The 13241-nt window shown below is 69.0% G+C and carries 15 protein-coding genes; 5 read left to right on the top strand and 10 right to left on the bottom strand.

Annotated features, from left to right (window positions below):
• Position 1: 1 nt before the first annotated feature.
• Both C5B85_RS09545 and C5B85_RS09540 read right to left on the bottom strand, forming a co-directional pair.
• Positions 2-718 (bottom strand): metal-dependent transcriptional regulator, encoded by a 717-nt coding sequence (locus C5B85_RS09545; protein ID WP_104285808.1) that lies wholly within the window; start codon positions 716-718, stop codon positions 2-4.
• Between the two features lie 68 nt (positions 719-786).
• Entirely contained in the window at positions 787-1119 is a 333-nt protein-coding gene (locus C5B85_RS09540) for a tryptophan synthase subunit alpha (protein WP_181064370.1), read from the bottom strand.
• A gap of 149 nt (positions 1120-1268) precedes the next feature.
• Here C5B85_RS09540 and C5B85_RS09530 point away from each other — a divergent pair, with 149 nt between their 5' ends.
• Both C5B85_RS09530 and C5B85_RS09525 read left to right on the top strand, forming a co-directional pair.
• Positions 1269-2957 (top strand): cell wall metabolism sensor histidine kinase WalK, encoded by a 1689-nt coding sequence (locus C5B85_RS09530; protein ID WP_146077917.1) that lies wholly within the window; start codon positions 1269-1271, stop codon positions 2955-2957.
• On the top strand, positions 2954-3610 hold the full coding sequence (locus tag C5B85_RS09525) for a response regulator transcription factor (RefSeq protein WP_104285806.1): 657 nt from the start codon (positions 2954-2956) through the stop codon (positions 3608-3610). Before C5B85_RS09530 ends, C5B85_RS09525 begins: the two co-directional genes overlap by 4 nt.
• Positions 3611-3940: 330 nt before the next feature.
• Here the strand turns inward: C5B85_RS09525 and C5B85_RS09520 are convergent, their stop codons facing one another.
• The 5 genes from C5B85_RS09520 to C5B85_RS09500 all read right to left on the bottom strand — a co-directional run bounded on the left by C5B85_RS09520 (position 3941) and on the right by C5B85_RS09500 (position 8095).
• Positions 3941-4306, bottom strand: coding sequence for a hypothetical protein (locus tag C5B85_RS09520; protein ID WP_104285805.1), 366 nt, complete (start codon positions 4304-4306; stop codon positions 3941-3943).
• Entirely contained in the window at positions 4303-5580 is a 1278-nt protein-coding gene (locus tag C5B85_RS09515; protein WP_104285804.1) for an aminoglycoside phosphotransferase family protein, read from the bottom strand. Before C5B85_RS09515 ends, C5B85_RS09520 begins: the two co-directional genes overlap by 4 nt.
• A 199-nt stretch (positions 5581-5779) precedes the next feature.
• A complete protein-coding gene (locus tag C5B85_RS09510; RefSeq protein WP_104285803.1) occupies positions 5780-6166 on the bottom strand; it encodes a hypothetical protein in 387 nt (128 codons plus the stop codon).
• Between the two features lie 255 nt (positions 6167-6421).
• Positions 6422-6970, bottom strand: a complete 549-nt coding sequence (locus tag C5B85_RS09505) for a type 1 glutamine amidotransferase domain-containing protein (RefSeq protein ID WP_104285802.1) — start codon at positions 6968-6970, stop codon at positions 6422-6424.
• Positions 6971-7117: 147 nt separating this feature from the next.
• Positions 7118-8095, bottom strand: a complete 978-nt coding sequence (locus tag C5B85_RS09500) for a DNA topoisomerase IB (RefSeq protein WP_104285979.1) — start codon at positions 8093-8095, stop codon at positions 7118-7120.
• Between the two features lie 203 nt (positions 8096-8298).
• Here C5B85_RS09500 and C5B85_RS09495 point away from each other — a divergent pair, with 203 nt between their 5' ends.
• Both C5B85_RS09495 and C5B85_RS09490 read left to right on the top strand, forming a co-directional pair.
• Positions 8299-8529: a hypothetical protein gene (locus tag C5B85_RS09495; protein WP_104285801.1), complete on the top strand. Its 231-nt coding sequence runs from the start codon at positions 8299-8301 to the stop codon at positions 8527-8529.
• Between the two features lie 2 nt (positions 8530-8531).
• The gene (locus C5B85_RS09490) at positions 8532-9050 is read left to right on the top strand and encodes a hypothetical protein (RefSeq protein WP_104285800.1); all 519 of its coding nucleotides are present in this window, start codon (positions 8532-8534) and stop codon (positions 9048-9050) included.
• Positions 9051-9073: 23 nt separating this feature from the next.
• Here C5B85_RS09490 and C5B85_RS09485 read toward each other — a convergent pair whose 3' ends face one another.
• Genes C5B85_RS09485 through C5B85_RS09475 form a run of 3 tightly spaced genes read right to left on the bottom strand, consistent with a single transcriptional unit; the run spans position 9074 to position 12276 of the window.
• Positions 9074-9991: an IclR family transcriptional regulator gene (locus C5B85_RS09485; protein ID WP_104285799.1), complete on the bottom strand. Its 918-nt coding sequence runs from the start codon at positions 9989-9991 to the stop codon at positions 9074-9076.
• Positions 9992-10000: 9 nt separating this feature from the next.
• Positions 10001-11602 (bottom strand): GMC family oxidoreductase, encoded by a 1602-nt coding sequence (locus tag C5B85_RS09480; RefSeq protein ID WP_104285798.1) that lies wholly within the window; start codon positions 11600-11602, stop codon positions 10001-10003.
• On the bottom strand, positions 11599-12276 hold the full coding sequence (locus C5B85_RS09475; protein WP_181064369.1) for a hypothetical protein: 678 nt from the start codon (positions 12274-12276) through the stop codon (positions 11599-11601). The genes C5B85_RS09480 and C5B85_RS09475 overlap by 4 nt, the downstream gene beginning before the upstream one ends.
• Positions 12277-12637: 361 nt before the next feature.
• Between C5B85_RS09475 and C5B85_RS09470 the strand changes: the two genes are divergently transcribed.
• Positions 12638-13201, top strand: coding sequence for a DJ-1/PfpI family protein (locus C5B85_RS09470; protein ID WP_104285797.1), 564 nt, complete (start codon positions 12638-12640; stop codon positions 13199-13201).
• The last annotated feature ends 40 nt before the right edge of the window (positions 13202-13241 follow it).

Genomic DNA, 13241 nt, shown 5'->3' with positions numbered 1-13241 from the left:
CCTAGCCCTCCGTGACCCAGACGGCGCGGGCAGCGACGGGGCCGAGCGCAAACGGAGCGGAAACGGGCAAAGGGAGCGCGGCATCCGCCGCCCCCACGACCGCCGCATCCACGACGCTCAGCAGCATCGACTCGGAGTACGGGTCGCTCTCGCCGATCTCGAGCCGAGAACCGACCGTGAGGCCCTTGGCCGCGAAGTACTTGAGCAGCTCCGGGTCGAAGTCAGAGATGCGCTCCACGACAACTTTCGTACCGGCCCCGAGGCTGCTGAGCAGCACAGCCTGCGGGATGCTCACCTCGCCGGCGGCCGACGGGATCGGGTCGCCGTGCGGGTCACGCTCCGGGTGCCCGAGCATCGCGTCGATGCGCTCCACCATGAGGTCGGAGACGGAGTGCTCAAGGTTCTCTGCCTCGTCGTGCACCTCATCCCACCCGTACTGCAGCACCTCCACGAGGAACGTCTCGAGCAGCCGGTGCCTGCGGATCATCGTGAGCGCATGCGCGCGACCTTCGGCTGTGAGCGAGATGCTGCCGTACCGCGCGTGCTCGAGGAGTCCCTGGTCGGCGAGCTTGCGGATGCCCTCCGACACAGTCGAGAGGCGAAGCTGCAGCCGCTCGGCGACGATTGTGGCCGTCACCGGCGCATCAGACCACTCCTGCAGGCTCCAGACCACCTTGAGGTAGTTCTGCGCGCTCACCGAGAGTTCTGACACCGACATGCCGACAAGCCTACGGGCAGGGGCGCGCCGCCGAGCTTCGTGCCCCGCAGCCTCGCGCGGGCCTCGTGTCAGGCGCCCCAGCGATCGCCGAACCGGCTCTGGCCCGCCAGCATCGTCCACACTGTGGTGCTCAACGGCGGGTACTCTGTCGCGATGCGGCGCATGAGTTGCGCGTCGTGCGCACCGCTCTCTGGAGCCTCATCGCCGCCCCGTTCGAGCGCTTCTGCGCGCATGAGCAGCACAACAAGCTCATCCACGCTTGGCAGCTCCTGCATGAAGCGCCACGGGTCCTCGCCTCGGCGGGCCCGGCCGTAAATCATGGTCTCGCGCTCGTCCTGCGCTTCCGCGCGCAGGACCTCAAGGCTGGCTCGCCTGGTCAGTTCGTAGCGCTCGGTTTCCACTCGACGAGCCTACGCGCCGCCTCGCCATCCCGCTGAGACTTGTGGAAAGGGTGTCGTGCGAGCCCGAGGAGAGGTCGGCTCGGGCGTCCCCGCGTGAGAGTCTTCTCACCTGCCAGGCTACGGACTCCTCCGCCCCAGATAATCGGTGGATGCAGGTGACCACAGCGGGCGAGGAACGGCAGGAGGTGCGGCCGCGCGCCTCCGTGCGGGTGCGCATCCTCGCGTCGATCCTGCTTGTCACGCTGCTCGGTATGGTGGCTGCAGGGGCGACGAGCTACGTCGCCGCCCGAGAGCGCGTGCTCAGCGGGGTCGACGAGCGCCTCCTCACCGTGGCCGAGAGTGTGCGGGGACTCGTCGGCGGGCAGGAACTCGCTGCACCCACGTCGCCGGACCCGGCTGCCCCAACCACGGCCCCGTCCGTGTCCGCGTCTGCGGCCCCGTCTGCGTCCGCGTCTGCGTCCGCGTCCGCCAGCCCGACGGCTCCGGCCCCCGACACCACCCGAACCTTCGCGAGCACCACCGAGGCGCTCGAGCTCGTCATGCAGCGCCTCGTCCCCGAACGCAACGAGGGCGCCGTCGGCCTCATCGACGGGATCCCCACGTTCATCCCGTCGACGGCAACACCGTTCTCGCTGACCGAAATCCCCGGCCTCGTCGAGCGGGCCGTTGTCGAGACGGCAGACGGGTCCGTGCGCATGGGCACGTTCGTGGATGCCACGCACGCCCTCCGCTACGTTGCCGTCCCCTTCACGGTGGGCGACGGCGGGGCCACGGCCCTGTACCTCGCCGCCTACGACCTGCGAGCCGAGCTCGCCGACACGAACAGCACGTTCCAGACGTACTCGCTTGTCGCCGTCGCGGCGCTCGTCGTCGTCGGCCTCGTCGGCTGGTTCGTCGCCGGGCGCCTCCTCAGGCCGCTGCGGGAGCTGCGTCAGACCGCGGCCTCGATCACCGGCAGCAACCGCTCGGCGCGCATCCCCGTCGTCGGCCACGACGACGTCTCGGCCCTCACCGCCACGATCAACGGGATGCTCGACCGCCTCGACGGCTCCCTCACCTCCCAGCGGCAGCTGCTCGACGACGTGCGCCACGAGCTGAAGACACCCATCACGATCGTGCGCGGGCACTTCGAGATCCTCGACCCCACCGACCCCGCCGAGACCCGCGAGACGGTTGCCCTCGCCCTCGACGAGCTCGACCGCATGAGCGAGCTGATCGACGACATCGAAGCGCTCGCCGTCAGCGAGCAGCAGGGCCTCCTGAGCCTCGCGCCGTGCGATGTGCTCGAGCTGACCGAGCAGGTGCAGACCAAGGCGAGCGCCCTCTCCGGCCACAACTGGGTCCTCGAGCGGGCGGCGCCGATCGTTGTCGACGTCGACACGCGCCGCATCACGCAAGCCTGGCTGCAGCTCGCCGACAACGCCGCCAAGTACTCTCCAACGGGCTCCCGGGTGGGGATCGGCAGCCTCGTGGATGCGCACGGCGAGTTGCGCCTGTGGGTGCGCGACGAGGGCGTCGGCATCCCCACCTCCGCGCAGGAACGCATCTTCGACCGCTTCGGGAGGGCCGAGACGGGCCGCAGCCAGACCGGGTCCGGCCTCGGGCTGTCGATCGTGCAGTCCATCGCGCGTGGCCACGGCGGCCGCGTCGAGCTTGCGAGCCAGCCGGGGGTCGGGTCGACGTTCACGATCGTGCTCCCCGGGGTGGGGCGTGATGGCAACGCCGACGCAAACGCCGACGCAGACGCAGACGCAGACGCCGTCCCTGGGGCCGACGCTTCCGCGAGCGCCCTCTTCCCCGATTCGTCACCTGAACCCAAGCGAGAGGACCACGCATGAGCAGCATCCTGGTGGTCGAGGACGAGGCCCGAATCGCCTCGTTCGTCGAGAAGGGCCTGAAGTCGGCCGGCTACGCCGTGACAGCGGCCGCGAGCGGCACCGACGGCTTCGAACTCGCCCGCGGAGGCGACTTCGACCTCGTACTCCTCGACGTGGGGCTCCCCGGCATCGACGGCTTCGAGGTCCTCGACCGGCTGCGCGCCGAGGGACACACCGTTCCCGTCATCATGCTCACGGCCCGCACCTCCGTCGAGGCGACGGTGCGTGGCCTCGACGGGGGCGCCAACGACTACCTCGCGAAGCCGTTCAAGTTCGACGAACTGCTCGCGCGCATCCGCCTACGGCTCCGGGATGCGGGGCAGGCGGCGACCACCGAGCTCACCCACGACGACCTGCTGCTCGACCTCCGCACGCGCCGCGTGCGCGTCAACGGTGCCGACGTCGACCTTTCCGCGCGCGAATTCGGGCTCGCAGAGCAGTTCTTCGCGAACCCAGGGCAGGTACTCAGCCGCGAGCAGCTGCTGAGCCGCGTTTGGGGGTTCGACTTCGACCCCGGCTCGAACGTCGTTGACGTGTACGTGCGCTACCTGCGCGGCAAGCTCGGCTCCGACCGCATCGAGACGGTGCGAGGAATGGGCTACCGGCTGCGCTGAGGCAGGTCGCTGGACCCGCCGCTGGGTCGGTCGCTGGGTCGGTTGCTGGGCGCTAACCCGCTCGGGATCGACACCCGACGGGCCGAACCCACACGGGAGATGCATGTTCGTTTCGTCCCGAGCCGACATTCCCCGTGTGCCTGCGGTCGGGACGCGGCTCAGGCAGGCCCGCGGGCTCGGTTCTCAAGCTCATCCGCACGCTCACTCCGCACGCTCACTCCGCACGCTCAGTCCTCGGGCTCGGTTCTCAAGCTCAGTCCTCGGGCTCAGTCGTCACGCTCAGTCCTCACGCTCACTCCGCAGACCCAACCCTCACGCCCATTCCGCCGCTCAGTCCTCGTCATCTCCGTCATCGTCATCATCATCATCGTCGTCATCGATTTGGGATGGCCCGACCGGGTCGACCGGCACGGGTGCCTGGATGCCCCCCGTCGGCAGGGCGGGTTGGACAGGGTCGGGCACCGCGCTCGGCGATGGCGAACCGGTGGACGTTGGCCCCGTCGGGGCGGGGGTCACGCTGATGGTGGTCACCGGCGACTGGGCCCCGACGATGGGGCCCAGGTCTACGGCCTCACCTGGCGAGGACCGCAAGGACATGGCCTGCGCGAAGGTGACTCCGGCGAGCGCGATGGCAATCGCCCCGGCCCCGGCCAGCGCGAGTACAAGCCAGCGAGGGCGGGGCTTGTTGGTGGTCATCGTCTCGGCTCCTTCGAGAGTGCAACGGCGAAGTCCAGGATGCGGTCCGGTAGCGCGTCGAGCCCTGCCCCGCCCCGCACGGCAGCCCCGAACGCGTGCGAGAGGAGGTGCGTGAGGGCGACCGCGTTGGCACGGATGCTCAGGTCGGGGTCGTCCGTCACGAGAGCACCATCGCCGGGCTGGTTCCAGGTGCGTGCGAAGTCGGCCCACGCGAGCCGGACAAGCTCGGCGAGCTCGAACGTGGCAGTGCGGATCTCGGCTCGACCGCCCAGGTCATGGGTGAGTGCCGTCACGATGGCGTGCGCGTAGAGGCCGCCGAGGTCGTCGGCGAGGTCGCCGACGCCGGCCGTGTCGATGTCGACCACACCCGTGATCGCGGCATCCCCGCCCGCCCGCGGGGTGGGGTCCACGAAGATCTGCCCGAGGTGCAGGTCACCGTGGACGGTCCGCCGCGGCCCCGGCCTGGCTGTGGCAAGTGCTTCGCGGATGCCAACGGCTACCCCGTCGATGTCGGCCCGACGGGCGGGAAGCAGGTCGTGGAGACGCAGCAGGTACCAGTCGAGTCCCGCCGTCAGGCTTGCCCTGGCACTCCGGGAGACTCGGGCCGCGCCGATGGACGCGACGAGCAGCTGCAGCTCGCGCAGGAACGCGAGCCGCCCATCCGGGGTCCGCGGCACGTGCGAATCAGCTGGAAGTCCGGGCATTCGCTCGAGGGCGACAAGCCCCGACTCGCTCCAGCCTCGACTGCGCGGCACCGCAACTCCCGCCCCGACAAGCTCCTCGTGGATGCGGTGCAGCGGCTCGGCGTGACCTGGCCGCACGACTTTGAAGAAGAGCGTGCCGTCCGGGCCAGCGAGGCGCAGCACAGCCCGGCGTCCCGGCCGGTAGGCGAGCATCTCCAGTTGACCCTCGCCGACGGCGCCGAACCGGGCGGCCGTCTCACGCGCGGAGTCCGGGAATGCTGTCGCCGGCAGAGCCGGCAGTGCGGGATCGTGCGGGTACCGCCACACTCGAACCTGCTCGTGGGTGGCGGGGTTCTGCACCGTTGTCCACTGCTGCGCCTCACCGGAAGGCGCCGCAGCGGCCGGATTGGTGGCAGTGTCGATGAACAGGCGAATGCGTTCATCCGGCCCCCGCAACGACGCCAGCTCGACGTCGTAGCCGGCGAGCACGCCGTCGCCGCTCGGCTCAGCGCAGGCAAGCGTGACCGAGGCCACCTCGCGGCCGGTGCCCGAGGCCACGGCCTCGATCACCTGCCTGGCTGCTGCGAACATGTCTTCCTCCTGCGGCGCTGAACGGATGCGTGGATGCGGCCCGGGCGTGCGCTGTGCCCGTCGTCGTCCGTGACCTCGAACCTACCGGGGCAGGTCGAGTCATCTCCCGGGACCCTGCCAGGCTGTGGAGAACGATGCCATGAGAGTGTCCGACAGTGGACCTCCGCAGCGGAGCAGGCGAGACACGGTCAGATACGAGCTAAGCGCTCGGAACCGATGGCGGCGTCTGCGCGCTCACGGGACTCTGCGCCGAAACAGGGCTCTGCGCATTGACGGGGCTCTGCGCGGAGACCGGGCTCTGCACCGTCGGGGCGCTCAGCGGGGTCTGCGCCGAGACGGGGCTCGGCGAGCTGAAGACGGGCGTCGCGGTCGGCGATGCGCTCGTGCCGGTCGACGGCGAGGTCGATGCGGTGGGCGCCACGGACGATGCCGGGTCGATCGCCGCGGACGGCGCCGAAAGGTTCAGCTGCTCTCCGGGGACGTCGCGCACCTCGAGCGCGTTGGCGACGCCTGCGCCGCCGACGGCGAGGATGCCAAGCCCGAGGGCACTGGCTGATCCGACGATGATCCAGGTGTTCTTCTTCATGGCTGCTTCCTCCGGTTAACTCCCGAGCCGTGAGTTCGCCTCGGTAGCCCCAAGCTTCGTGAGCGTTCATGAGACGCACAGTGCTCCGAAGATGAGAGCGGCCTCATGTTCGCCTCGGCGACTCGAACCGGCGTGCAGTTGCGCCGGCGGCCGCGCAGCGCACGCCCACCGGCCGTCTCCGCCACGCAGCTCCGCGCGCGCAAGAGGGGCGGGTGGATGCGTGCATCCACCCGCCCCTCGAACGCGCGAGAGCGTTTACGCCGTCTGGCCCCGGTGCTTGCCTTCGGCAACCTCCTCGACGAGTTTCGCGTTGAACGCGGGAAGGTCGTCTGGGGTGCGGCTCGAGACGAGCCCCTGGTCGACGTGCACTTCCTCGTCAACCCAGGTCGCCCCGGCGTTGACGAGGTCGGTCTTGAGGCTCGGGAAGCTCGTGAGCGTGCGCCCGTCGAGCACCTTCGCGTCCGTGAGGATCCACGCGCCGTGGCAGATCGCCGCAACCGGTTTGTGGGCCTCGAAGAAATCCCGCACAAACGAGACCGAGGCCTTGTCAAGTCGGAGGAGGTCGGAGTTGCCCACGCCGCCCGGCAGGACAAGCGCGTCGAAGTCGGCCGCCTTGGCGTCGCCGGACGCCAGGTCGACCGCCTGCTCGTGCCCGTTCTTGCCCGTGACGCTGCCGGTCTCCGGCGCGACGAGCGACGCCGTGCCGCCCGCCTCCGTCACGGCGCCCCATGGGCTCGTCAGCTCGCTGTCCTCGAAGTCATTCGTGAGGAGGAAAGCTACGCGCTTGGTGTCGAGAGTCGTCATTGCTGATCGTCCTTTCGTCGAGGGAAGTGTTGGGGGTTTCCTGTCTCGATTCGGGCGATGGATACTCGCATCGGGAATCGAACAGGTCACCACCGTCTCGCATCCACCGTCGCGAACGTTGAACGCGCAGTGTGCGTGGCCTGGCCGTCAGCTGGATGACCCTGAAAGCAGCTTCCTCAGCGCGGCCTCGCCCGACCCCCTGCCCGCCTCCACGACGCGGCCCTCGTCGTAGGCGTCGATGACGCGCGGGTCGATGTAGCTCGACCTCGCGACGGCCGGCGTGTTCCCGAGCAGCTCGGCCGTATCCCGCACCGCTTGGGCGACCAACGACTTGCGCTCCCGGACCGTCCCGCCGACACCGAGCTCGGCCAGGCGCCCGGCCGCGAACACCGTGCCGTGCAAAGTGCGGAAGTCCTTCGCCGTGAACTCGCCCTTCGTGCGCGAGCGGATGTCGTCGTTCACCTCCCGAGCCGACAGGCGACGCCACGCACGCCCGTCCTTCCACGACAGGATGCGCCGACCAGGTGACCCGCTCGCCTTGCGCTCCCTGAGGAACGAGACGAGCTCGAGGTCGTCGATGAGTGCGCTCCACGGCACCCCGCTCTTGCCCTTGAATTCGAGCAGCACCCGTTCTTCCTGCAGTGAGATGTGCCGGTTCAGGAGCGTCGTGAGGCCCCTATGCCCGAACTGCTTCGCAGAACGCTCACTCCCGACGCGGAGGAACGCCGTGTCGAGGAGTTTGAAGCTCGCCGCGAGCGACGCTTCCCGCCCATCGTTCGCCGTCCGGAGAGCACTTGTGGCGGCGCGCCGCGCCGACGGCAGCACCCGCGAGAGCTCGAGCGCCCGGTCGAAGGTCACGATTTGCCGCTTCGCCGTCCAGTCCGGGTGGTAGATGTACTGGGTGCGGCCGAGCGCATCCACCCCGACGGCAAGCACGTGCGCGTTCTCCTGCGGCGCGATGCGAACATCTCGCCAGGCGGGTGGGATGGCCAGCGCGGCGAGCCTGTTGCGCACCTCGGCGTCGACGATCCGCTCGCCGCGCTCATCCCGGTAGCTGAAGCCGCTCCCGGCCGGATGCCGCGTCCACGCGGCGTCAGACGATGTCCACCTTCGCAGTCGAACCATCCTCTCTGAGTAGCACTCGGAGACCTCGCGAGGCAAGACCTGAACGCTGCTGAACCACATGGCGTATTTCTTGGAGGTATCCGATTCCCAACGATGTCGTGACAACCATCCACAGATCCCTTGGGAACCGCCCTACCGCACACGTCGGTGAGCGAAGATGCGACTATCCGTTCGAGACGGTCGCCAACGACGGCAGGAGCCTCATGCCTTTCCCTGTTCCACCTCTCACCGCGACGATGCCCGCAGAGGGCCGCGTCGACCGCCTCTCCGAGAACACCTACCGCGTCGTCCGCGACGGTCAAATCCTCGGCTTCATCAACAAGATCGACGAGCTCTGCGTCGTTTCGGCCGGGTCCGACTCCGGTGCCGCGTTCGAAGTGCTGCAGACGCGCGACTTCGCTCGTGCCGTCAAGGAGCTCCAAGACCGGGCCTGAGCATGCCATCGCCCCACCGCAGCACCCCGGCCCGCTGGCAGCCAGCGGGCCTCGGGCTCGTGTGCGCTGTTGCCTTCGTGTTGAGCGGATGCGCGGCACCGGCCTCCGACGCGGGTTCGGCCCCGAACGACGGGAGCTCCCCGCCTGGCGCCTCCGCGCCAGGCACAGACAACACCGACGCGGGCGCCGATGGCGCCGAGGATGCCGATGCGAACGGCAGCGGGGAGCTGGTGCTCGCCGCCACGGCAGACAACCGCCACTCGTGGATCACGGCGGAGGCCCGCGTCGTGGGAGTCACGCAGTCGGGCACGTGCGAGTACACCGCGAGCGCTGAGGGCGTCGACACGATCACGCGCACCGCGAAGGCGCTCGCCAGCAACTACGACACGATCTGCGGCGACATCTCGTTCGAGCTCGGAACGCCAGGCACGTACACGATCACGGTCAGCATCACCGACGTCGCCGATGAGCCCCTGACCGCCAGCACTCAGGTCGAGTTCCTGGGCGCATCCGCCGACTGACTGGCCGCGCGGTCGTCGCCCGACTACCGCCCGCGGCGCACGAGGTGACTCGCGCGCGCACCTGCCCCGCGCAGGAGTCGCTCGAGCTCATCAGACCGATGCCCGAGGCGCGGCGACTCAAGCGAGAGGGCGACCGCGCCGATCACCTCGCCTGAGGCGCTGCGCACCCCCACGGCCGCGCACGTGTGGCCGGGCACGAACTCCTCGCGCTCCCAGGCGACGCCCCGCAGCCGTACCCGTTCGAGGTGCCGTTCGAGCTCCTCGCGGGACGTGATCGTGGCGTCGGTGAACGCCGGCATGCCGTTGGCGTCGAGGAACGAGTCGCGTTCCTCCACGCTCATGCCCGCCAGGATGATCTTGCCGAACGCCGTAGCATGCGTCGCCTCGTGGAAGCCGAACTCGAGAGGTCGGATGCGCTGTGCCCGCGCCGAGTCGGCAACGTGCGCGACGACGACGTCCGTGCCCCGGTAGACCGCGAAGTACGCCGCGACGTCGCCCGCCTCATGCAGTGCCTGAACCACGGCGCGCATGGGCGGTGAGACTCCGAGCTGCTGGTGCAGCGCCCGGCCGAGCTCGTGCACCTTGTAGCCCAGCTCGAAGCGGCGCTCCTCGCGCAGATGCACGAGGTAGTCCGCATCCACGAGCAATTGCGCCAGCCGGTACACGGTTGGCAGGGAGAAGCCGAGCGTCTCCTTGATCTCGGTCGCGCTCGCACCGCCGTTCTGGGCGACGAGCTCGAGCAGCGACAGCGCCTTGAGCGTGCTGGAAGAAGGCGCGGCCGATACCGGGCTCGGCACTGTTTCCGGCCCCGTCTCCGCCTCAAGCGGAGGCACGGCGGCGATGGTCAGGGCGGCTCTGTTGGTGGGGGCATCCACGTCGACACTCACCGCAGCAGTATGCGCAGTGAAGACTGGACCCGCGGTGAGTGTCGCGTGGCTCATGACGTCCCCTTACAGTTCGCCGGCGCGCAGCTGAGACGCCAGGTAGTCGGCCTGGCGCATGGCGAGCGCCACGATCGTGAGCGTCGGGTTCGCCGCGGCACTGGTCGTGAACACCGAGCCGTCACCCACGAACAGGTTGGGCACGTCGTGGGATGCGCCCCACCTGTCGACAACGCCGTCCTCGGGTCGCTCGCTCATGCGGGCCGTGCCGAGGTTGTGGGTGGATGGGTACGGCGGCGTGCGGTGCACGTGCTCCGCGCCGACCGCCTCGTAGAGCAGCGTGCCGCGCTCGTAGCCGTGCTCGCGCATGGCCGCGTCGTTCGGATGGTCGTCGTAGTGCACATTCGGGACGGGCAGCCCGTTCGCATCCGTCACCGAACGGTTCAAGGTGATGCGGTTCGTCTCCTGCGGCAGGTCCTCGCCGACGATCCACATGCCCGCCGTGTTCTCGTAGGCGTCGAGCACCGAGGTGAACGATTTGCCCCACGCGCCGGGGTCGGCGAAGCTCGCGAGGAACGCGGGCCCAAGCGACAGCGTCTCCATGAAGTAGCCGCCCACGAAGCCGCGGCTCGGGTTGTGCCCGGACTCGTCGCGGATCACGCCGGCCATCGTCTCGCCGCGGTACATCCGCACCGGCTTGTCGAAGCGGGCGTACAGCGAGCCGGTCGTGTGGCGCATGTAGTTGCGGCCGACCTGGCCGGACGAGTTGGCGAGGCCGTCCGGGAACAGCGAGCTGGCGCTCAGCAGCAGCAGGCGCGGTGTCTCGATCGAGTTGCCCGCCACGACGACGACCCTGGCGCGCTGGCGCTGCAGGTTGCCGTCCCGGTCGAGGTACAGCACCCCATCCGCTCGCCCGTCAACATCGTGCGTGACCTGCACGGCGTGACTTTCGGTGCGCAGGTCGAGCAGGCCCGTCTCGAGGGCGCGCGGGATCTCGCGCACCATCGTGCTCCACTTCGACTTGTTCTTGTCGCCCTGGAAGTTGAAGCCATCCTGAATGGATGCGGGCCGCCCGTCGTACGGTTCCGCGTTTGTCCCGTACGGCCCCGTCGAGTAGTGCGTGTAGCCGGCCCGCTTCGCACCCTCGGCGAGGACCTTGTAGTTGTTGTTGGCCGGCAGCGGCGCCCGACCGCCCGTGTGCGTCGAGCCGATCGCGTCCTCGGCTTTCACGTACCACGGCGCGAGCTCCTCGAGCGTGATCGGCCAGTCGAGGAGGTTCGCTCCGTCGACGCGCCCGTACGTGCTCCGCGCCTTGAACTCGTGCTCGTAGAAGCGAGGCGTCGCACCAGACCAGTGCGTCGTCGTGCCGCCGACCGCCTTCACGATCCACGCCGGCAGGTTCGGGAAATCCTTCGCGATGCGCCACGACCCGCTTGTGGTGCGCGCATCCAACCACGCCATCTGATTGAACGCCTGCCACTCGTTGTTCTCGTAGTCCTCGTTCTGCAGGTACGGACCGGCCTCGAGGACCACCACCGGGATGCCCTTCGCCGTGAGCTCGTGCGCGATCGTGCCGCCTCCCGCGCCGGAGCCGACGACAACAACAACCTCGTCGTCCTGCGAGATGGGCTTCCCGAACTGCGTGGGGCGTGCGCCCGTGTCCTCGGTCATCGCTCGACTCCTTCGTGGCTCGCGGCGAGGCCGCCCGGCTGGTTGGTGGAGATGGGGGCCCTGTCGTCGGACGGGGTGGCTGATGCTGGCGGAGAAGCTGGCGGAGATGCTGGAGATGCTGCGGGTGACGGGGAAGCCGCCGCTGCCGTGGATGCGGCCGGGATGCGGACCGCACCCGTGTGCGGCCGCTGCAAGCCGGGGAGCGGCGCGAAGGGCACATCCGCCGGCTCCTCGATGAGCGGCTCCGGCACCCAGTCGAGGTCGTTGAAGCCGCGGTTCACGTACCCGCCGAGCTCGAACGAGGACCCCTCGTAGCCGACCGCCTTCCACACCTCCGGGTCGTCGTAGAGGTTCAGCACCGTCGTGCGGCGGATGAAGCCGAAGAAGTCCGTGTGCTCGATGCTGCGCAGCACCGCCGTCGCCTGATCCTCGTCAAGGCCCGTGAAGTCGCCCGCCGACAGCGAATCGAGCGTGAGAAGGCCCTGCGTGAGCGTCACCCGCAACCATGTCGACGACTTCGACTCCTCGAGGATGATCTGCGCGGTCCGCTCGTACGGCGAATCGGGGAAAGACGGATGCGGGAACGCCACCCGGATCACACGCACAAGAAGATCTCGCGCGTGCTCGGTGAGCTCCGTCTCGTTGAGTTGGGGGTACTTGGCCGGATATGCCATGGGGTATCGCTCTCCTCGTCGTTGAGGTTTCGGTGTTCGGTGGACCCTGGGAGCTCCATCGAAGTTTCGGGATTCGGTGGACCCAGGCAGGTCCATCGAGGTTTCGGACACGCAACGTCCGATCCAGTGGGGGCCCGCATCCATCTCGTGTCACCAGTGACGCGGCGGCGGATGCGGTGCTCATACGTTGCCCCGCGCGCTCCTTCCCTCACCACTCGGATTCTCGACATGCAAGAAACGGCGTTGCCTGGACGATCGATGCGGCGGGAGTCTGTGACGTGTCGGAGCGGAACAGAACCGCCCCGCGCATCCCGCATGCAGCACCCTTCGCGCCTGCAGCAACCGAGAACAGGAGACAACGATGTCCAAGGTCCTTATCCTCGCCGGTGACTTTTCCGAGACGCTCGAGGTGTTCTACCCGTACGAGCGTCTCCGCGAAGAGGGCTACGAGCCCGTCATCGCGGCCCCGACCAAGAAGCGCCTCCAGTTCGTGGTGCACGACTTCGAGGGCTATGACACGTTCACGGAGAAGCTCGGGCACGGCTGGAACGCCGACATCGCCCTCGCAGACGTGAACCCGTCCGACTACGTCGCGCTTGTTGTGCCCGGCGGGCGAGCCCCCGAGTACCTGCGCAACAACGAGGACGTGAAGCGCATCGTGAAGCATTTCTTCGGCGAGGACTCCCCCGTCGCCGTCACTTGCCACGGGCCGATCATCCTCGCGAAGGCCGGCGTACTCCAGGGGCGCACCACGTCGGGCTTCCCGGAGATCGCCGCGGACATTGAAGCCGGCGGCGGCACCTACGAAAACTCGGAGGCCCTCGTCGACGGCAACCTCGTGAGCGCCCGCGCCTGGAACGACAACGGCCCCTGGTTCGGCAAGTTCATCGCCCTCCTCCGCGAGAAGGCGCCCCTCTCCGCGTAGCCTCCCCGCTCCCCGCCCGTCTCCCCCGTCTGGCCTGCCC

It is taken from the genome of Pseudoclavibacter sp. AY1F1, assembly GCF_002931075.1.
Taxonomy (GTDB): Bacteria; Actinomycetota; Actinomycetes; order Actinomycetales; family Microbacteriaceae; genus Pseudoclavibacter.
The sequence above is the reverse complement of the archived record's forward strand: the minus strand, read 5'-3'. Positions and strand labels throughout refer to the sequence as shown.

Excerpts from the sequence above, each read along its gene's own strand:
- C5B85_RS09485 (WP_104285799.1), bottom strand. The coding sequence starts at position 9,991 with ATGAGCCACGCGACACTCACCGCGGGTCCAGTCTTCACTGCGCATACT.
- C5B85_RS09545 (WP_104285808.1), bottom strand. The coding sequence starts at position 718 with ATGTCGGTGTCAGAACTCTCGGTGAGCGCGCAGAACTACCTCAAGGTG.
- C5B85_RS09510 (WP_104285803.1), bottom strand. The coding sequence starts at position 6,166 with ATGAAGAAGAACACCTGGATCATCGTCGGATCAGCCAGTGCCCTCGGG.
- C5B85_RS09490 (WP_104285800.1), top strand. The coding sequence starts at position 8,532 with ATGCCATCGCCCCACCGCAGCACCCCGGCCCGCTGGCAGCCAGCGGGC.
- C5B85_RS09530 (WP_146077917.1), top strand. The coding sequence starts at position 1,269 with ATGCAGGTGACCACAGCGGGCGAGGAACGGCAGGAGGTGCGGCCGCGC.
- C5B85_RS09500 (WP_104285979.1), bottom strand. The coding sequence starts at position 8,095 with ATGGTTCGACTGCGAAGGTGGACATCGTCTGACGCCGCGTGGACGCGG.
- C5B85_RS09515 (WP_104285804.1), bottom strand. The coding sequence starts at position 5,580 with ATGTTCGCAGCAGCCAGGCAGGTGATCGAGGCCGTGGCCTCGGGCACC.
- C5B85_RS09475 (WP_181064369.1), bottom strand. The coding sequence starts at position 12,276 with ATGGCATATCCGGCCAAGTACCCCCAACTCAACGAGACGGAGCTCACC.
- C5B85_RS09525 (WP_104285806.1), top strand. The coding sequence starts at position 2,954 with ATGAGCAGCATCCTGGTGGTCGAGGACGAGGCCCGAATCGCCTCGTTC.
- C5B85_RS09495 (WP_104285801.1), top strand. The coding sequence starts at position 8,299 with ATGCCTTTCCCTGTTCCACCTCTCACCGCGACGATGCCCGCAGAGGGC.
- C5B85_RS09520 (WP_104285805.1), bottom strand. The coding sequence starts at position 4,306 with ATGACCACCAACAAGCCCCGCCCTCGCTGGCTTGTACTCGCGCTGGCC.
- C5B85_RS09470 (WP_104285797.1), top strand. The coding sequence starts at position 12,638 with ATGTCCAAGGTCCTTATCCTCGCCGGTGACTTTTCCGAGACGCTCGAG.
- C5B85_RS09480 (WP_104285798.1), bottom strand. The coding sequence starts at position 11,602 with ATGACCGAGGACACGGGCGCACGCCCCACGCAGTTCGGGAAGCCCATC.
- C5B85_RS09505 (WP_104285802.1), bottom strand. The coding sequence starts at position 6,970 with ATGACGACTCTCGACACCAAGCGCGTAGCTTTCCTCCTCACGAATGAC.